This window comes from Limnobacter parvus, from assembly GCF_024623725.1.
Lineage (GTDB): Bacteria > Pseudomonadota > Gammaproteobacteria > Burkholderiales > Burkholderiaceae_B > Limnobacter > Limnobacter parvus.
In genome coordinates, this window is record NZ_JANKHG010000026.1 from 130227 (window position 1) to 148404 (window position 18178).

The 18178-nt window shown below is 50.6% G+C and carries 17 protein-coding genes; 13 read left to right on the forward strand and 4 right to left on the reverse strand.

Annotated elements, in window-relative coordinates; translation table 11 throughout:
* Nucleotides 1-119: 119 nt before the first annotated feature.
* The 12 genes from NSP04_RS13230 (at nucleotide 120) to NSP04_RS13285 (ending at nucleotide 14294) form a co-directional block, all read left to right on the forward strand.
* Entirely contained in the window at nucleotides 120-542 is a 423-nt protein-coding gene (locus NSP04_RS13230) for a TcpQ domain-containing protein (protein WP_257512823.1), read from the forward strand.
* On the forward strand, nucleotides 542-2224 hold the full coding sequence (locus NSP04_RS13235; protein ID WP_257512824.1) for a hypothetical protein: 1683 nt from the start codon (nucleotides 542-544) through the stop codon (nucleotides 2222-2224). Before NSP04_RS13230 ends, NSP04_RS13235 begins: the two co-directional genes overlap by 1 nt.
* Before the next feature lie 7 nt (nucleotides 2225-2231).
* Entirely contained in the window at nucleotides 2232-3539 is a 1308-nt protein-coding gene (gene pilO2 / locus NSP04_RS13240; protein ID WP_257512825.1) for a type 4b pilus protein PilO2, read from the forward strand.
* Nucleotides 3529-4035 carry a hypothetical protein gene (locus tag NSP04_RS13245; protein WP_257512826.1) on the forward strand — a complete coding sequence of 169 codons (507 nt, stop codon included), beginning with the start codon at nucleotides 3529-3531 and terminating at the stop codon, nucleotides 4033-4035. The genes pilO2 and NSP04_RS13245 overlap by 11 nt, the downstream gene beginning before the upstream one ends.
* A complete protein-coding gene (locus NSP04_RS13250) occupies nucleotides 4032-5729 on the forward strand; it encodes a GspE/PulE family protein (protein WP_257512827.1) in 1698 nt (565 codons plus the stop codon). Before NSP04_RS13245 ends, NSP04_RS13250 begins: the two co-directional genes overlap by 4 nt.
* Nucleotides 5726-6877, forward strand: coding sequence for a type II secretion system F family protein (locus NSP04_RS13255; RefSeq protein ID WP_257512828.1), 1152 nt, complete (start codon nucleotides 5726-5728; stop codon nucleotides 6875-6877). Before NSP04_RS13250 ends, NSP04_RS13255 begins: the two co-directional genes overlap by 4 nt.
* A 107-nt stretch (nucleotides 6878-6984) precedes the next feature.
* Nucleotides 6985-7593 carry a hypothetical protein gene (locus NSP04_RS13260; protein ID WP_257512829.1) on the forward strand — a complete coding sequence of 203 codons (609 nt, stop codon included), beginning with the start codon at nucleotides 6985-6987 and terminating at the stop codon, nucleotides 7591-7593.
* A 72-nt stretch (nucleotides 7594-7665) separates the two neighbouring features.
* The gene (locus NSP04_RS13265) at nucleotides 7666-8622 is read left to right on the forward strand and encodes a type II secretion system protein (RefSeq protein ID WP_257512830.1); all 957 of its coding nucleotides are present in this window, start codon (nucleotides 7666-7668) and stop codon (nucleotides 8620-8622) included.
* Nucleotides 8610-9155 (forward strand): YcbK family protein, encoded by a 546-nt coding sequence (locus tag NSP04_RS13270; RefSeq protein ID WP_257512831.1) that lies wholly within the window; start codon nucleotides 8610-8612, stop codon nucleotides 9153-9155. Before NSP04_RS13265 ends, NSP04_RS13270 begins: the two co-directional genes overlap by 13 nt.
* Nucleotides 9156-12209 (forward strand): ATP-binding SpoIIE family protein phosphatase, encoded by a 3054-nt coding sequence (locus tag NSP04_RS13275; protein ID WP_257512832.1) that lies wholly within the window; start codon nucleotides 9156-9158, stop codon nucleotides 12207-12209. It begins immediately after the preceding gene.
* Nucleotides 12209-12586: a DoxX family protein gene (locus tag NSP04_RS13280; protein ID WP_257512833.1), complete on the forward strand. Its 378-nt coding sequence runs from the start codon at nucleotides 12209-12211 to the stop codon at nucleotides 12584-12586. Before NSP04_RS13275 ends, NSP04_RS13280 begins: the two co-directional genes overlap by 1 nt.
* 70 nt (nucleotides 12587-12656) lie before the next feature.
* Nucleotides 12657-14294, forward strand: a complete 1638-nt coding sequence (locus NSP04_RS13285) for a 3-(methylthio)propionyl-CoA ligase (RefSeq protein ID WP_257512834.1) — start codon at nucleotides 12657-12659, stop codon at nucleotides 14292-14294.
* Nucleotides 14295-14310: 16 nt separating this feature from the next.
* Here the strand turns inward: NSP04_RS13285 and msrA are convergent, their stop codons facing one another.
* Genes msrA through NSP04_RS13300 form a run of 3 tightly spaced genes read right to left on the reverse strand, consistent with a single transcriptional unit; the run spans nucleotide 14311 to nucleotide 16269 of the window.
* Nucleotides 14311-14904, reverse strand: a complete 594-nt coding sequence (msrA, locus tag NSP04_RS13290; RefSeq protein ID WP_257512835.1) for a peptide-methionine (S)-S-oxide reductase MsrA — start codon at nucleotides 14902-14904, stop codon at nucleotides 14311-14313.
* Nucleotides 14905-14935: 31 nt separating this feature from the next.
* Nucleotides 14936-15439 (reverse strand): peptide-methionine (R)-S-oxide reductase MsrB, encoded by a 504-nt coding sequence (gene msrB / locus NSP04_RS13295; RefSeq protein WP_257512836.1) that lies wholly within the window; start codon nucleotides 15437-15439, stop codon nucleotides 14936-14938.
* Nucleotides 15440-15459: 20 nt separating this feature from the next.
* Complete coding sequence (locus NSP04_RS13300) at nucleotides 15460-16269, reverse strand: DUF1223 domain-containing protein (RefSeq protein WP_257512837.1); 810 nt, start codon at nucleotides 16267-16269, stop codon at nucleotides 15460-15462.
* Between the two features lie 103 nt (nucleotides 16270-16372).
* Here NSP04_RS13300 and NSP04_RS13305 point away from each other — a divergent pair, with 103 nt between their 5' ends.
* A complete protein-coding gene (locus NSP04_RS13305) occupies nucleotides 16373-17419 on the forward strand; it encodes an asparaginase (RefSeq protein WP_257512838.1) in 1047 nt (348 codons plus the stop codon).
* A 47-nt stretch (nucleotides 17420-17466) separates the two neighbouring features.
* Here the strand turns inward: NSP04_RS13305 and NSP04_RS13310 are convergent, their stop codons facing one another.
* Nucleotides 17467-18177, reverse strand: a complete 711-nt coding sequence (locus NSP04_RS13310) for an acetoacetate decarboxylase family protein (RefSeq protein ID WP_257512839.1) — start codon at nucleotides 18175-18177, stop codon at nucleotides 17467-17469.
* Nucleotide 18178 lies beyond the last annotated feature (1 nt).

The window sequence follows — 18178 nt, forward strand, 5'->3', positions numbered from 1 at the left end:
AAAATCGAGAAGACGCTAGACACATGGTTTGACTTCAAATATTGTGGTGTTAACTACATATAGGTAAGCATACCTGCAGTCGCATCCTTTTTGCGAACTGAAATTCACAAAGGCTATGAATGACGGAATTCAACCAAGACTACAACTTGAGCAAGGTCCGTGAGTTTGTAACATTCAGTCGCAACAAAACCTTCATCTTATTGTTCACTACGCTGGCTTTTTTTAGCCAGGCCGCTTTCGCACAACCCATTCCAGAACCATCCAACAGCTGGGCTTTGAAGTTGGAAGATGTTCGCATTGACAAAGCACTAAAGCGCTGGTCGAAAGAAGCGGGTTATTCCTTCCGTTGGGATGCTGACCGATATGTTTTGATTGCGGCGCCTTCTGTTTATGAGGGCACCTTTCTTGACGCGGTTCGGCAAGTACTTGAAACCCCGGGCATTGTCTATTCCGAATATCCCCTTGAAGCTTGCGTTTATGCAAACAATCCACCTTTGCTTCGAGTGACAAGGCTTGGTGACCAGGCAGAGGAGTGCAAATAATGCGAAAAACTTACAAGCACTGCACCCTCGTCGTGGCGTTGGCCCTGTCTGGTGTCTTGGCGGGTTGCGCAACATCTCCAGAAGCAGCGCAGGCCGACAACAAAGTTACAGAGGCTGAGCAGAAACGTGACAGCGTCGTGAGCCCGTTGGATGGCAATGCAGAGGTTCGTGGCGGTGTAAACGCAGCCAATCGATCGGCAGAAATTCAAAAAAAACCCAATGTTTTAAGACAGGCCAGCCGAAGCTGGGTTGGCTCAGTCATGGTGCCGGTGAATGCGGATGACAAACTGCCGGCAGCTTTTTCGTCCGATTATGTGATGAATTTCGCGGATGGCCGGGCGTCGTTGCCCTTGCCGGTCGTTGCTGCTCGCCTCAGTCAAATCGTCGGCATTCCCGTTCGAATTCAGCAAGATGTATTTTCTTCGCCAGACTCAGGTTCAAATCTTTTGTCCACTGGGTCCCCAGACTCAGGCGGCGCTGCAATCAGTGCCATCAAGTCTTCCACACTAAGCGCAGCCAACATGAACTGGTCGGGTAGTTTGAGCGGCTTTCTCGACAACCTGACAGATCAACTGGGTTTGTCGTGGGAATATCGTGATGGCAGCATCATGATTATGCGCTTCACAACAGAAACCTATGAGATTGCGACGTTTCCAAATGGATACAACTACAGCATCAACTCAGGGGCCAGTGGTTCAACGACCGGTGAAGGTGTAACCACGACTTCCCAGCTTAACGTGACTGAAGAGGGCGTATTAAACGGACTCGAAAGTATTGTGGCCGTTGTTCAGAAAATGGTGGAAAGTACACCTGGATCGGAAGTCATTATTGCAGACGGATCTGGTCGGATGGTTGTTAAAACCAGTCGGGACATGCAGTCACTGGTGAGGGAGTTCATACGTGCAGAAAATGCAAACATGCTGCGTCAGGTCCAGGTTCAACTTGATATTTATTCTGTAAGCACAAGCAATGCAGACGAGTTTGGCGTGGACTGGTCGGCTTTTTATCGCAGTTTGGCGGGGAACTACGGAATCGATGTGACTTCCCCTACCACATTGACAGGAATCGACGCCGGTTCGATCAGCGCGATCATTCTGCCCGGCGGCACTTCGGCCAATGCAAGACGATTTGCCAACTCTAACGCAGTGATCAATGCGCTGAACGAAATCGGTGACAACGTTCAACACAGGCCGATTTCACTGGTTGCCTTGAACCGGCAATGGGCGCGCAAGGCCCGCTTGAATACAACCGGGTATCTGTCCGAAACAACGCCTTCGGTGAGTACGGGCTTGGGCGGCGGTTCGGGGGTCCCAGGCCTTACGACCAGTTCAATCACGACAGGTGATCAATACGCAGTAATGCCGTTCATTCTCGAGAACAACACTGTGATGTTGAAAATGGGTTTGAGTTTGTCAGACCTGCTCGATCTTTTCGAGGTCACCACGGGCAGTGGCGAAACATTGCAGCGCGTGCAAACCCCCAACACGAGTTCAATTTCAGATCAGTACACAGTGGCTTTGCGCCCTGGCGAGGTGATGGCGGTGACAGGCCTGTCTCGCGATGTTTCGACGAACAGCAACAGAACCTTGGCTTCAGGGATCAGTTTATTGTTTGGAGGATCACGGGCGGCTAGCAACACGCGAGAGAACTTCATAGTTTTCATTCGTGCCGTCATTTTGTGATTAACCAATGAAAGACCAAACCAGCGTCGTCTACATCCAGTCCAAACAGGGTCTGGTTGCTGGGCTTTCCTGGCAACCATTGTTGTCCAAAAGTATTTTCCAGCGCATGTCGGAAGTGCGAAGAAATGCCTTGATGATCGATTGCGATTTGTACGCGTTGGTCAAATCGGGTAAACAGGCCAGCGGCGGGTTCGATGATTACGATGAGGGTTTGGCCCAAGAAGAGCGCAAGTTAAAGCAATACAGCTTTGCTGCTGCCATGTGCAAGGCTTACCAGGAAACAGACACCATCGTTGCATGGCGCGTGCGCACTGGGCAACGGATTGGTGAAATTGCGCTGGTGGTCATCGAAGGCGGAATGCCCACGCTCGACATCATCGTGAGCGAAAGCGAAGCCATTTCGATGATGGAGTACTACCAACAGTCCAGAGACCGGGCCCAACTGTTTCGGATCGTGAGTAATGACACTTCATTGTGGGTTGCCGATGAGTTTATTGAAAATGAAGCTGAATTCACCAAGAAGCACACGACCGGTGATGCGCGAATCAACACCATTCCGCTGGACTATAAAACCTTGCTGCAGGCCACCATCGGTGTGTTTTTGCTGCTCGGGTTTTTGATGGGTTACGACTACTACCTGGCTGAAACAAAAAAAAGGGAACTGGCAGCGCAGATCGCGTCGCAGGACAACTCTGCTCAATACGCTACTGAACTGGACAGCCGGCTTGGGCAGGTGGGGCTTAATACCGAGAGTTACATTCGCTTGTTGAATGCGGTGTACGACCTGCCTTTTTATATCAACGGCTGGGCGATGCGCAGTATTGATTGCAGTTTCTCTGTTTGCACCATGCAGTGGTCATCCGTGGGGGGCTACACCGATCAAATTGCCGCCGCCTTTGATGCCAAGGATGGTTATGTGGTGCAGATCAACCGTACGACCCCTTCCGAGGTTTCAATTGTGAAGGATTTTAAAATTAACCTGACTGGGCCTTCTACCTGGGTTGATTTGCCCAACAAGCCAGATACCGATCAGTGGGTATTGAATCAACGCCAGGTGTACGAACGTTCGCGTGTTGACATCAACATGTTTTCAGAACCGGAGATTTGGCCCACTGGTTACACCAACATACCGATGGAGCAGGCAGTGACACGTTACAGATTCAACATGAGCGGTGGTGTGGCAATTGCTGAATCGTTTATTACTGGCCAGAAGCAGGCGATGTATTGGGACAAGCTTGGCATGACAATCACGAATCTAGAGGCCGCAGGCCCCCGAATTCAGCTGAAACTGGAAGGGGCTTACTATGCGTATTAAGCAAAATCGTCTGTCTTTCCTGGTGCTTGCAGGGTGGGTGGGGCTCGCTGTGTTGCCAGCCGGATTGAATGTGGCCCACGCCCAAAATTTGTCGGTGACAGAGGGGGCCATCTCGATCCGGGCGCTTGCAGATCGCCAACGACGTTTGGAGCAGCTTGAATTTCTGAACAACATCAATCCTGAAAATACTGCGCCCCGAATGATTGATTCTCAGTCGCTGCAAGTCGGTGGGGAATCTGTCCAGATTCTTCCACCGTTGGGTATGCAAGCAGCGCCCGTTGTGGAACAAGAGTTCGAGCCAGTCAATACCGTGTTGTCGGTGTATGGGCCAGAGGGTAAGTTGATCGCAGAAGTTGCTGCAAGCCAGGGTGCCATCAAGCAATATCAAGTGGGTAGCGCATGGGCTGGCTACCGGATCACCGACATTTCACGCGAGGGCGTTACGGTGGTGCGTTCCGGAAAAACTCGCTTGATTCCTGTGGGGGGTAAATTGTGAGTAACGCCCTTCCTGTATCGGATGAAATTCGTGTCATCACCAGCTTGTCAGAACTTCCGCTTTATACCAATTTGCTGAGTGGTGTTTCATCGGCATCGATGATTATTTTTCCCGCTGCCATTGCCCACCATTTGGTCGTGATTGAGACGGGCATCAAACGAGCCATGCTCCTGTTCAATCCGGACAGCCCCATCCCTTTGACGCCGTTTATTGCTCAGGCACGTGGCCGATTGGTGACAAGCAAGTACCAGATCGAACGAAAGGACCAGCCTTGCTCGCTCAGCGTTCTTGAACATTTGAGTGAACTTGCAAAGTCGGGCAGCGATGGACTTGGCTTGGGCGATGAGGCCGGGTTTTCGCAAAGCCAGGCGAAGGATGTGTTCGAGTCCTGGGTTAATACGGCAGTGCGTGAAAAAGCCACTGACATTCACGTTCGGGTTTCAAACAATGTTGCGCAGGTTCACCTTCGCGTAGATGGTGATCTGGAAGCGCTGCGCGATGGTCAAAATGGAATTTACACGCCCTTGCAGGCGGAACGGGCAATGGCGTGGGCCTACAACAACGCCTCTGGAAAAGGCTCGAACAGCGAGTCGCAGTTCTCAACAACCGAGAATTTGTATTGCATGATCGAGCCCCGCGAGATCGGTGGTCAGCGTGTTGCCTTGCGTTATCAAAGCATTCGCGGCTGGGCTGGAACCAAACTTGTTTGTCGATTGTTGTATGTCGATGTCGATGCGCCGACTTTGACTTATGAGCAATTGGGTTATGCCAAATCGCAGATTCAGGAATTGGTCGCTGCCTCTAACACGCCATCGGGTCTCATTATTTTTGCCGGGGTTACTGGTTCCGGGAAAACCACATCTCTAAAAACATTCATTGAAACCCATCCACACCTGGGCGCTGACGCTTTTTATTCTTTGGAAGATCCGGTTGAATATCCATTGAAAGGTGTTCATCAAATTCCGATTCAGCGCGATCTGATTGATCGTAAAGCTTCGATGGCCAAATATTCCGAGGTTGTGGCAGCCCTGATGCGGGCAGACCCTGGTTGCGTCATGATGGGCGAGGTGCGTGACGCTGCAAGTGCCATGTCAGCCCAGCAAATTGTTGAGACCGGTCACATGGCGTGTGCCACGGTCCACGCGCATTTGATTTCAGGGATCATTCCGCGACTGACCAATGATGAAATCGGCATGAGTCGGGAAGTGTTGACCAACCCCAATATGTTGACTCTGTTGATCTATCAAGCACTGGTACCGAAGCTGTGCACCAATTGCCGCATCAATGGGTCAGTTTATTCAAAGGTTTATTCAGATTCTGGTTATGTGTTCCAGTTGTTGGACACTGCAGACAAAAGATTTGGTTTGACGCGCGACCGCTTCTTTTTCAAGAACCCAAAAGGATGCGGTCGCTGCAGGGGGCGGGGCACTGCTGGCCTGACTGTGGTTGCCGAGGTGTACAGCCCCGACAGCACCTGGCTCACCATGATTCGTAATTCCAGCGATTACGAGGCCATGCGATATTTTCGTGCCAAAGGTGATCATGTTTATGATTCGCCCGACATGACCGGCAAAACCGTTTTCGAACATGCCTTGTATAAAGCTTTGACGGGTGTGATAGACCCAAGAATGTGTGAACGTTTTGACAGTTTCACACGATTTGAAACCATGCATGCGATGGACACAAAACCTTGACCCTTCTAGAACGCATCAGTCAACTTTGGACCAGCATTCAGCTGATGGACTTTCGCGGAAAACGCGATGAGTTCTATTTGCAGTTGGCCAAATCGCTTGAGCGTAAAGAGCGTTTGCGAACATTTTTACTGGAAGAGCAGAAAATCTCCAAAGCCAAGGCCACGCGCGACAGTTCAAGAGAAATTGCATTGAACTTGATGTTGCAAAAGCTAAGCCATGGGCAGGAATTCAAAATGAGTCAAATTTTGAGCGATGTGGTGCCCAAAGAAGACCGTTTGTTGCTGTCGTCTGTTGACTTTTCCAAAGACAAACCTGAAACACTGCGAGCCCTGGTGTCTGCGATTCGCGAGCAGAAAGAGGCGAAATCACTGCTGATCAAAGCCTTGGTGCCACCTTTCATCATGTTGCCAGGTGTATTCATTTTTAGTTATATCCTGGCCACTCAGTCGATCCCTGTGATTGCAAAAATTGCACCTCCCGAGGTGTGGACGCCATTCAATGCATCGGTTCGCAATTTCTCTGAAGGAGTTGCAGATTACGGTTTTCTGGTGATTGGGGCCATGGCCTCATTGGTGCTTTTTTTCGCCTATCAAATGCCTCGGTGGAGCGGAAAATGGCGTGGACGCATTGAGCGCATTCCCCAAAAAATGGGTTTGCTGCTTTTCCCGGTTTTTCCCATCGCATTGCCGCTGTCGATTTATCGGGATTTTCAGGTGACCTTGCTGCTGACATCGCTGGCTGTGTTGTTGAAAAGCGGTGCAAGTTTAACGACCGCCTTGGACAGTTTGCGATCAAATTCGCAACCCTGGATGCAGTGGCATTTGCGCCGCGTGACCAAGCACCTCTACATTGCGCCCACTGAATATGTTGAGGCGTTTGCAGAAGGCCTGCTCAGTCCCAAGCTGTTGGCGAGACTGGCCACAACCATACGCAGCGACAGTCGTTTCGACCGTGTGCTGATTGAACTGGGAACGCAAGGCGTCATTGAAGTTCGAAAAGAAATTCAAAGCTCCTCAAAGGGTTTGAATACGTTGCTAATGATCGCATCGGCAGCGTGTGTTTTGTTTTTGTATGTTGGACAGCTTTCTATTGCGCAAAGCATGACAGAGGCACTGGATCCAGTCAGCAAAATGAAGTCGTATCAATAATGGCGGGTTTCTGGATCGCGTTGTTCAAGAACGATTTTGATGTTGTTTTTAAACGGCCCAATAAAACGGGTGTAGTACTTTTTTAAACTTGAAATACAGGAAATATCATGAAAACTATGCAACAGAACTTCCAGGCCCGTAAACAGGAAATGGGTATCACATTGATCGAAGTATCGATCGGATTGATCATCGCCGCCGTGGTTGCGGCTGTGGCTTTTATCGCGTTTCAAAACAACGCACGTCGAAATGAAGTGCGTGAAAACACCATCGTAATCACTGAGATTATTGCTGAAGCCAAACAAAAGTTTGGTCGTACCAATCAGTTCACAGCGTTGACAGGTACTAACAACGCAACTGATCCAGCGATTGTTTCACGCACGATTCCTGCGGCGATTGCAACCGGTGGCAACAGCTACGGCGTGCGCCCAATTCTTTATGGCAGCACCAACGTTGCGGTGGCTGAAACCACAGCGGGTAACTTTGCAACTCTGGCGTGGGGCGGTATTCCACCCGAGCAGTGCTATGACCTGGTCACCTCACTGGCTCAGGCCACTACTGGCATGTTCATTTCCAATGCAGCGCCCGTTACAACAGGCCCAGGCAACACCACTTCACTGGTAAGCACCACAGGCGTTATCAATGCAGTTAACGCAACAGCTGCGTGTAACGGCATTACCGCCACAGGCACAATTTATTTTGTTTTTGATCGCATCTGATTGTTTGATGCAAGATAAGAACTTCCCGGTGCGCGTCGCATCGGGAAATTCTTGGCGTTTTTAGGCTTGATCATGACAAAAATAGTGTTTTACATGAGAAACAGGCGTGTGGCTGAAGGCTTCACACTGATCGAAATTACTTTGGCACTGATTATTTCCGCATTGGTGGCCTTTGCTGTGTTCCGATCGACCTTGACCGAATCCACGCAAATGAGTGGGAAGGTTCAGGCAGACCAACTGCTACAGGTTAAATCAGCGCTTGAGAGCTACATGAGTGCTCATGGAACGGCTTTGGTGAACGGGACTGCGATAGCAGGTGTGGCTGTTCCCTTGAGGCCCACAATTGCTGAACTACAGAATTTACAGATGTTGCCTGCCCAGTTTAACGGCAATGCAACATTGAACAGAAGCCCGTTTGTGACCCAACTGAGTGTTCTTCCGGCTGGTTGCACCTTGGGAACTTGCGTGGTTAGCGGCTACGTCTACATTCGCGACCCAATTCTTGACGCCGGGCACGACGCCACGCGCGGTGAGTACGACGGGGTAGCAATCAGTGCGCTGTTGTCCCGAATCGGTGGCGATGGCTTCGCACGCGTTGTGGCCAACGGCAGCCTGGTTGCATCGGGCGGCGCGTTTTCAATTCCAAATTCGGCCAGTGTGGCCCACCCATCAATTACAGTGAACGGCCAGCCTTACCCCGCGGGTGTAGCGGGTGTTCGACTTGAGTCAGTGTCGCCTCCAGCTCCGCCACCACCTGCAGCCCCCGCTGGAGGCGGCGGAACTACCCCGCCTGCCGCTGGCGCTGGGCCGGCTTGTGCTGCTGGCAGTGTAAATAATGTGGCTGCTGCTGGCACTTTAGGTATTGGAAACGGCAATCAGTGCAACTTTGCCTATCCAAGCTTGGCCAGTGGGCAATCCTTGTCTGTCGACAATTCCAATTCTTCGACCGATGGCACTTTGGTCGTGAGGTGCAATACACTTCTGGGCCTTTCAGCAATTCAAGTGGTCAGCATGACATGCACAAAGTAGGGGCCAAATCAGACTTTGGATTAAGGCGCAAATTGCTGGCTGCCTTTTGCACAGGTGCGCTGTTGCCCAAACTTAGTTGGGCTGGCGCCCCTGCGTCAAGCCCCCTGTTGCTCGACCTTCAACGCGATGGCCAGCGTGTTCGGGTCAATGTGTTGACTCCCGAAGGTTACAGGGCCGCTGCCTGGATGCTGCGCGACATCAAAGCTGGGAACGTGATCGGCTGGCCTAGCCTTACTTTGTTGGTGTGGGCAGCCCAATTGCAGGAAGCGCTGAACACACACCATGCTTACACTGTGTTCGCAGTCACATCAGGTTTGCGAACCCAGCAAACCAACCGCCGAATTGAAGGTGCCGCCCAGCATTCCCTGCACTTGCCCGACGCCAACAACCAGTTTCATGCAATGGACTTCAAACCGCTTGGCGCCACGCTTGATCAACTGGAGTTGATTGCAACCCAGATGCCTGCGGGCGGTGTTGGGCGGTACAGCAGTCACTTGCATTTGGACGTCAGAAATTCACCGGCGCGTTGGTAAATGCAGAACCTGGCTCAAAGCGACGCTGACCAACGCCTGAAACGCCCCTTGAAGGCCATGATTGTCAACGACAGTTTGCTTGAGCGCCTGTCGCTTGGAAAGATGTGTGCGCTTGCCGGGTTTCAGGTGTTGGAAGCCACTTCCGAAGACAACCTGATCGATTACATTGAGCGTGAACAAGTGGATTTGGTGGTTTGTGATTCACAGGTCGGCGAGCTCGATGGAATGGAAGTGTGTAGTCGTGTGCGGGCCGCGAAACTGGAATTTTTTGTTTATTTTTTATTGCTTTCCTCCGATGACTCAGAGACTTTTACCATCCGTGCACTGGAATCTGGTGCCGATGAGCACCTGAGCAAACCGCTGAGTAAACCTGCTTTTTCAGCACGCATTGCCAGTGCGTACCAGTCGGTTTCGCGGCAAAAATCTTACTACTCCACGCGTGCTGACTTGCCTGTTTCCTTGCAACACTTGTACCGCGACATGCGGGCCATGTCGAGCTTTCAGCGATCTCGTTTGCCCAAGCGGCGGTCGCTTGTTCAGGGCTTGAAAGTTGATTATTTGTGGATTCCCAAAGTTTTTGTGTCGGGCGATTTGTTCGATGTGTTCCAACTTGACGACCAATTCGTCGCCTTTTATGTACTGGACGTGGTGGGGCACGGTGTGCCGTCCGCACTGCGCGTCATGGACTTGTCTCATCTTTTGTCGGCAAATCCCAAAGAAGGTATCTTGCTGGAATCGTTGTCCGGCGGCTACGGGCACCGGGTGCGCAGGCCCGCCGAAGTGCTGGGGCTGATGAACCGCCGTTTTCAAATGCGTCCGGGCAACGAAGTTTTCTTTTCCATGTTTTACGGCTTGTTTAATCTGCACACGGGGCAAGTCACCGTGTCCATGGCGGGAAGCCCGATGCCCTGGATTCAGGCTCTTGATGGAGAACTGTCGCAACTCGGACAACCGTCATTTCCGATTGGTGTGATCGAGGATGACAGTTACGAAGATTACAGCCACAAGCTTGAAGCAGGCATGCGCTTGTTTGTCTGCTCAGACGGATTGACGCAGATTAGGGATGCACAAGACACTGAACTCGAAATCGATGGGGTTGCCCACCTGATCCAAGAGGGAGCGCATAAAACTCTTTCGCAGCAAATTGATGCAGTACAAACTGGATTGACCCATTGGGTCAGTGGAAAAATTACCGATCGCTTGTACGAAGACGACTCGACTCTTTTGGGATTGCAGTGGCGAAACAAGGGCGATGACGATCTGATTGAAGAGAATTCCGCTGACAAGGAAACGGGCGATGAACAAGAGACCGAAACTGATGAGTCTGCAAAGCTTCAGGAATTAGTTCCGGAATTCAAGTTTCTGACACGCAAGGAACTGAGCCCAGTATTGCTGCTGCATGACGGAAAGTCGCCGCAAAATTTGATGCCTTGGTTGAATGAGTGGGGGTATTTGCCTGAACAAAAGCAAAGTCGTGAGAGTTGCATCGAGGCTTGCCAAAAAAGCTTTTATGCCTTCCTGCTAATTGATCTGCAAAACATTCACCCAATCGATGAAAGATTTTTGTCTGCAATTCGAAGTGGTTTAAACCCTGGTATTTACGTGTTGGTTTTGTCCAATGCGTCGAATGCCGAAGGACTGTCAGCGGCCTTGCGTGCAGGCGCAGACTGTTGCACCCACTCAGATTACTCGCCCCGGGAAATTTACACGCGGTTGAACACGGGTTTGAAGTTGGCCACCATTCATCGGTCTATTGTTCAAGAAAGTGAGTCAGCAAGCGAGTTGCGCGCAGACATTGAAAAAGATCTTCAGCGGATTGCCGCCATGCAGTTGGAAAATTTGCCAGCACCGCTCGAAGAACAAAGCGAGTTGCAGTTTGAGCTGTTCTTTAAGCCAGCAGGGCTTTTGTCGAACCATTACATGAATGTCATGGTGATGGCAGACGGTTGTGTTGCTTATTTCCATTTGACCTCAGAGGGTGAAGGTTTGGTGGGGGCCACGCGGGGTCTGTCACTTTACAGGCAACTGACCAACGCGGCCTTTGATAGAACATCGGCCCTGAGTCAATACATGGGCGATCAGTTTTCACCTTCCACAATTTTGCGTGAGTTGAATTCCCAGTTGCTGCAAAGTGACCTTCAAGGTGAAACCTGTGCACTTTGTTACGGTTTGATTGATCCCTCAAACCGGACTGGTCGTGTAGCGCATGCCGGGTATCCCTTGCACCTTCTGTCACGAGCCAAGGGACAAATTGAGCAATTGGGTGCCTATGGCTCAAGCTTGGGCGTGTCAGTTGACAGTCAATATCAGGATGTTATTTTCACCATGAACCCTGGTGATCGTTTGTTTGTATTGCCACCAGCATCGAGTGCCAATGCCGCATTAAATGGAGGCGTTTACGAGAATCCGCTCGCTTTTGTCAGTACCACCCTTAGTCTGGAATGCAGAGAGGTGATTGCACAGCTAGAGCAATTGTCGGGTGCCTCTGACTTGTTGGTTGAAGATCAATCCATGCTGATTTTTCAGTTGGGTCACTACGTTGCACTCGAAGTGGAACACATGGCTGCGTTGCACCTTCAACAAGTCTGCATGAATCTTGCTGTTGCATTGCAAGAACCAGTGGAGGCACATCACGCATTCCGAATCGTGATACCCAATCAAATCGATGTGGTGCCTGAAATGATTGAAAAAATCGAACACTCCTTGGCACATTGGTCGATTGACTCCGAGTCGTTGGCCAGTGCACCGCTTGTGTTGTTCGAGTTGGCAAGCAATGTGTGTCGTCATGGCGGCATGGGAAGCGACGCCACATTTGAGTTATTGGCATTGTCTGTGCAAGGCTTTGTTCTTTTTGTCATTGTGGACGCAGGTTCTGAAATGCCGGCCTGGTTGCTTGATTCAGCGCGTGAACACGACTACGATTTTGACACCGAAGTGGAATCTGAAATTCCTACTGGCGGGCTTGGCTTGCCCTTGGTCAACAGCCTGAGTACTCGCTTTGTGTATCGTCGCCACGAAAACACCAATTACGCTTTTGTGTGGTTCGAAGTTTAATGCGTTGGCCTCCCCTCCCGGTACTGATCGTTTCCGTATTTTTCGTTGGTGCAGGAATCTTGCATTTTGTATTGCTGGAATTTTTCAGCAGCATAGTGCCCCCGTATTTGAGCGATCCGGATGCATTGGTGAAGGTGAGTGGTGTGTTTGAAATACTCGGTGGCATTGGCATACTGATCGAACGCACTCGCAAATGGGCCGGCTGGGGCCTGATTGCTTTGTGCATGGCAGTGCTGCCAGCCAATATTCACATGGCCATGAATCCAGATCAGTTTTCTAATATTCCAGTGGCACTTCTTTATTTGCGCTTGCCATTGCAAGCTCTGATAATCTGGTTCATCTGGAAAGCCGCATTCACAAGCAGGCTGGCCGAATAGGCATGCAACTCCGCTTCTCTGGGTTACACTTTAAAAAAAAGTTAATTCAACAAGAGAGGAGATAAAAAAGATGTTGAAACCCGGTTTGATGATGAAGCAAGACATGTTGCTTTCGTCCATTTTGGTACATGCTGAACGATTCCACGGTGGGCAGGAAATTGTTAGCCGCCGCGTTGAAGGTGACCTTCATCGAATTACTTTTAAGGCCATGGCTGCGCGTACCCGTCAGTTGGCGAACGCGCTTCATGGTTTGGGTGTGGGGCAGGGCGAGAACATCGCCACCATTGCGTGGAACAGCCACCGACACATTGAAATTTATTATGCTGTGGCTGGCATGGGCGCAGTAACCCACACACTAAACCCCCGTTACACCCCCCAGCAGTTGATCTACATCATCAATCATGCACAAGACACCACAATTTTTTTCGACCTTACTTTTTCGCCATTGATCAAGGCGATTGCGCCACATTGCCCAAGTGTAAAAAACTGGGTGCTGTTGATTGATGAAGACAAAATGCCTGCCGAATCGCCAGTGCCACGTTTGTTGAATTATGAAGCCCTGTTGAACGTTCAAAGCAGCAACTACGTGTGGCCAGAATTTGATGAAAACTCTGCGTGCACGCTGTGCTACACATCGGGAACCACCGGGAACCCCAAAGGTATTTTGTATTCGCACCGGTCGACCATGTTGCACGCCATGATGTCCAACTGCGCAGATGCGATCGCATTGACGCGCAAAGATACGGTGTTGCCAGTGGTTCCCATGTTTCATGTGAACGCATGGGGTTTGCCTTATGCAGCGCTCATGACCGGCTGCAAGCTGGTCATGCCCGGCCCGCAACTGGATGGGCCGTCCATCTACAGCTTGCTTGAAAACGAAAAGGTGACCGTAGCGGCGGGTGTGCCCACCATTTGGTTGGGGCTGATCAACCACATGAAGCAAAACAAGTTGGAATTCAGCACGCTAAAGCGTTCATTGGTGGGTGGTTCGGCCGTGCCCGTCAGTTTGATTCAAGCCTTTGATGAAATGGGTGTGGAGTTGATGCAAGGCTGGGGTAGTACGGAAATGTCGCCACTGGGTACTGTTTCAAAGTTAAGCGGCGATGAGCGCGATTTGCCCAAACAAGAACAATACGAAATTGTCGCCAAGCAAGGCCGCACCATTTTTGGCGTGGACATGAAACTGCTTTCAGAAGATGGCGCTGAGTTGCCTTGGGATTTTGAGCAAAGCGGGGAGTTACATGTTCGCGGACATTGGGTGTTGAGCGAATATTACGGCGGCGACGGTGCAAAAGCCTTTAGTCATGATGTGACAGGAAAGCGTTGGTTCGCCACAGGTGATGTGGCTCGGATGGCGCCCGACGGACTCATGCAAATCACCGACCGCACGAAAGACGTGATCAAATCGGGTGGGGAATGGATCAGCTCAATCGACCTTGAAAACATTGCAATGTCGCACCCGGCAGTGTTGCAGTCTGCCGTTATTGCAATACCGCATGAAAAGTGGAATGAACGGCCCTTGTTGATTGTGGTGAAACGACCCGGTGCAGAGGTAAGCAAGGCAGATCTGCTGAAATTCTACGAAGGCCGAATCACCAAAATGCACATTCCCGATGATGTCGAATTTGTGGATTCCTTGCCGATTGGTGCCACCGGCAAGGTACAGAAGTCTGAACTTCGAGAAAAATTCAAAGGCCTGACTTTCTGACCCAGTATTCTGTTGTTTATCTAGCCGCCTTGGGGCCCCACAACTCCTCAAGGCGCTTGTCGCGGCCACAGCCATTGCGGTAATAACCATAGCGAATCGGGTTTTTCTTGTAGTAATCCTGGTGATATTCTTCGGCGGGGTAGAACTTCACAACCGGCGCCACCTCGGTGTAAATCATTTTGAATTTCCCGCTGGCCTGCAGTTTCGCCTTGCTGGCCTCCGCAATCGTTTTCTGTTCCTCGTTCAAATAGTAGAACCCACTGCGGTAGTGTTTTCCGCTGTCGCAGAATTGCCTGTCCTTCACTGTGGGGTCAATGGTTTTCCAGAAATACTCCACCAGTTGGCTGTAACTAACCTTGGTGTCGTCGTAAGTAACCTCGACCGCTTCAGTGTGATCGGTGCGCCCGGCGCTAACCACCTTGTAATCCGGGTCTTTGTATTGTCCACCCGCATAACCGGAAATGGTTTTTAGTACACCGGGCACTTTGTCAAAGTCGGCTTCGGTGCACCAAAAACACCCACCAGCGAATACAGCAGTTTTTGTTTCCGCCTGTACCGTTGTTGTAGCCAGCAGTCCGAGTGAGATGGCAATTGTTGCTTTCAATTTCATGAGATAAGTCCTGCTTGTTGCTTCTATGGTTTTAAGCTTTGCGAATCGCGGGTATGGCTTGGCCTTCAGGCACGAAAGCCAGTGCCAGTCCATTGTTGCAATACCGTTTTCCAGTGGGAGCAGGGCCATCATCGAATACGTGGCCCTGATGCCCACCACAATTGCTGCAGTGGTATTCAGTGCGCGGCAAAATCAGCTTGTAATCTGTTTTGGTGTTCAAACTGCCTTTGTTGGCATCGAAAAAGCTGGGCCAGCCTGTGCCGCTGTCGTATTTGTATTGTGACGGGAACAAGGGCAGGTTGCACGCCGCGCAAACATAGGTTCCCTTGCGTTTCTCATCATTCAAAGGGCTGGAAAAAGGACGTTCAGTGGCCTCTTTAAACAAGACGTTGTATTGGTCTTTGTTGATGATTTTCAGCCATTCGGCCTCTGATTTTTTCAGTTTGTTCATGCTGGCAATTGAACTCATGGGTTTTGCGATGTAAAGACCCGCACCCAGTGCTGCAATTCCGGCCAATAGTGTGCGACGTTTCATGGTGTGTTTCCTTTCCTGATTTACTGGCAAAGGCCAAGGGCCTTCGGTGCATTCAATGCTTGCAATACTGTATTGGATTCATTGTTGTCAACTATCACGCCAATTCCTACATTTTCTTGATTCCAGTCCGCGGGAATTGTGTATCGAAAAACATGGGTTGGCTTGTCGGTTGAAACCATTTCGGGTTTACTGAAATAACGCACAACGCGATCATGGCGCAGTGTTTCCCCATTGTTTTCTCCTGCGTTTACCTGCTGACTCAAATTGTCTTCATACAAAGCAAGCCACATTCGTCCTTTTTTGTAGCGATCATCCAACCAGCTTGTTTTCACACTGATTTCGACCGAGTTTGGTGATTTTCGTTCCAAGCTGGCGTGAAGGGCCAAAGGCGATGTGTCTTGTTTCATGGCTTCCAAACGTTGTGGAATAACACTGGCTTGGCTCCACCGTCGAACCTCCTGGTTTGAGAACACAAACTGGGGTGTGTAGACTTGGCCAATGTTGCCCACGCGTTTGTGGGCGTACTGCCGTTCTGAATACTGTTTGTTTGAATACGGGTCTGCCCAACCAATGTAATTCCAGTAATCCACATGAAATGACAAAGCCAAAATTCGTGATGAACGTTCTGCGCTTACCAGTTGTTTGCTTAACCAGCGATCAGCGGGTGGGCAACTGCTGCAACCCTGCGATGTGTAAAGCTCCGCGACAATCATTCTTTCTGCGGGGCTGGTCCAGGCGCAGGTTTTAGCATGGGCAAGTCCTGGCGCACCGAAGGTGCCAAACAGTGCCCAGAGGCCAGCTTGTTTAAGGTAGTTCAAGCTGCTTGTCATACGGTCCCTTGCTTGATGCGTTCTAAGTATGGAGGTATTCGCCATGGAGCTTTCAAAAGTTACATGGCCAGCCTTGCTCTTCCATAATTAAAAGGAGATTGTGATGAAATTCAAAACCTTGTTGGTGTCAGCCTTGCTGACCACCTCTGTCGCTGCGCATGCTCAAGAAAAGCCGGTGGTGCAGTTCTTGGCCACGGGTGGCACCATTGCCATGAAAATTGATCCAGTGAAAAATGCGCCAGTGCCGGCCATTTCTGGCGAAGATCTGCTTGCAACCGTGCCAGATGTGGGCAAGTACGCCAACATCCAGGTAAAAAGCCTGTCGAACGTACCTTCCGATTACATGGACCCGCCCCGCTGGGTGCAACTGACCCAAGAAGTCAAGGCTGCGCTGGCCCGCCCGGAAGTGGCAGGTGTGATTGTTTCTCATGGTACTGACACGCTGGAAGAAACTGCTTATTGGCTTGACCTGACTGTGGGCTCCGATAAACCTGTTGTATTGATCGGTGCGCAACGCAATGCATCGTCTTCTGACTTTGATGGCCCACGCAATTTGTTGAATGCGGTACGAATCGCTGTTGACCCACAGTCGAAAAACAAGGGTGTGATGCTGGCCATGAACAACCAGATCAACGCAGCGCGATATGTCACAAAAACACACACCCAGAATGTTGAAACATTTCAAAGTGGTGCTTTTGGTTTGATTGGTGAGGTGTACCCAGACCGTGTTGTGTATGCCACCACGCCTTTGCGTCGCCAAACATTCCAACTAGTCAATGGCCCGATGCCTGAAGTTGAAATCATCGCGATGTATGGCGGTGCCACAGGTGCAGGGTTGCGCAATGCCGTAGACCGTGGAGTGAAGGGCATCGTGGTGCAGGCGCTGGGCATGGGCAATATGAATGTGCCGATGTTCGAAGCAGTGCAATATGCCTTGTCGAAAAATGTTCCGGTGGTTATTTCAACCCGTGTGCACCAAGGCCGCGTGATGGCCAACTACGGCTTTGTGGGTGGTGGTAAAACCACCTTCGATGCAGGTGCAGTTATGGCAGATGATTTGTCGCCACAGAAAGCGCGCATTTTGTTGATGTTGGCCTTGCAATCGGGCATTGGCCAAAAAGCGGATTTACAACCTTTGTTTGATCGCTAACTGAAAACCAAAAACTCCTTGCGCAGTGCCCTCCGCGCATGGAGTTTTTACGCAATTTCCGCAAGGGGAAAGGTCATTTGGAATTGGGTAATTTCAAGTGCGGTCAACACATCTGCAATCTCCAGGTCTGGAAATGCATTCCCCAAATTCTGCAATACATGCACGTTTGCGAAACGCGCCTTGCCTTTGGCACTGGGGCTGTACATGAATTCTTTGCCGCCCCAGCGCTGGCCAAGTGTTTTCATGAAACCAGGTACCAAGCCAGTGTTGATCGGGAAGGTGAATCCCTTTCCCCGATAAGCAAGCTCAAATTGCGGCACGCCTTCGTGATGCAGGCTGACTACCTGAGTATTGTTTGGACCCAGCGCAAGGTCAAAGCTGCACAGGTTTTTAGGAATGCCCCAGTTGATTCGACCATTTTTCACACTGCTGGCGCTGCTCACCACAATGTTGCTGATGGTCAGCAAACGTTTGTTACCCAGCTTGTTGCTGAATTGAGCCGTACCCGGAATGTAGAGCAATTCCTTGTAGGGCCCAGCGTTGGAATGTGTGTAGTCCACATACATTAATACGCTGACAGGCGTTTTCAACGTGTCGCGGATGTCCAGTGGAATACGCTGGTCAGCCAACAGTTTATCCGCCTTGCTGCGCAGCACCACAATCAAACCTTTTCCGTTCAGGGTCCAAGGTGCGGGCACTTCTTCGATGCCCACAAACTCGTCATCGTTTAAATCAATCGAATTCAGTTGGGTATTCAAT

What these genes read in the sequence shown, in the direction of transcription:
- NSP04_RS13285 (WP_257512834.1), top strand. Translation starts at nt 12,657, where the DNA reads ATGTTGAAACCCGGTTTGATGATGAAGCAAGACATGTTGCTTTCGTCC.
- NSP04_RS13265 (WP_257512830.1), top strand. Translation starts at nt 7,666, where the DNA reads ATGACAAAAATAGTGTTTTACATGAGAAACAGGCGTGTGGCTGAAGGC.
- NSP04_RS13235 (WP_257512824.1), top strand. Translation starts at nt 542, where the DNA reads ATGCGAAAAACTTACAAGCACTGCACCCTCGTCGTGGCGTTGGCCCTG.
- pilO2 (WP_257512825.1), top strand. Translation starts at nt 2,232, where the DNA reads ATGAAAGACCAAACCAGCGTCGTCTACATCCAGTCCAAACAGGGTCTG.
- NSP04_RS13300 (WP_257512837.1), bottom strand. Translation starts at nt 16,269, where the DNA reads ATGACAAGCAGCTTGAACTACCTTAAACAAGCTGGCCTCTGGGCACTG.
- NSP04_RS13260 (WP_257512829.1), top strand. Translation starts at nt 6,985, where the DNA reads ATGAAAACTATGCAACAGAACTTCCAGGCCCGTAAACAGGAAATGGGT.
- NSP04_RS13245 (WP_257512826.1), top strand. Translation starts at nt 3,529, where the DNA reads ATGCGTATTAAGCAAAATCGTCTGTCTTTCCTGGTGCTTGCAGGGTGG.
- NSP04_RS13275 (WP_257512832.1), top strand. Translation starts at nt 9,156, where the DNA reads ATGCAGAACCTGGCTCAAAGCGACGCTGACCAACGCCTGAAACGCCCC.
- NSP04_RS13305 (WP_257512838.1), top strand. Translation starts at nt 16,373, where the DNA reads ATGAAATTCAAAACCTTGTTGGTGTCAGCCTTGCTGACCACCTCTGTC.
- msrA (WP_257512835.1), bottom strand. Translation starts at nt 14,904, where the DNA reads ATGAAATTGAAAGCAACAATTGCCATCTCACTCGGACTGCTGGCTACA.
- msrB (WP_257512836.1), bottom strand. Translation starts at nt 15,439, where the DNA reads ATGAAACGTCGCACACTATTGGCCGGAATTGCAGCACTGGGTGCGGGT.
- NSP04_RS13230 (WP_257512823.1), top strand. Translation starts at nt 120, where the DNA reads ATGACGGAATTCAACCAAGACTACAACTTGAGCAAGGTCCGTGAGTTT.
- NSP04_RS13280 (WP_257512833.1), top strand. Translation starts at nt 12,209, where the DNA reads ATGCGTTGGCCTCCCCTCCCGGTACTGATCGTTTCCGTATTTTTCGTT.
- NSP04_RS13270 (WP_257512831.1), top strand. Translation starts at nt 8,610, where the DNA reads ATGCACAAAGTAGGGGCCAAATCAGACTTTGGATTAAGGCGCAAATTG.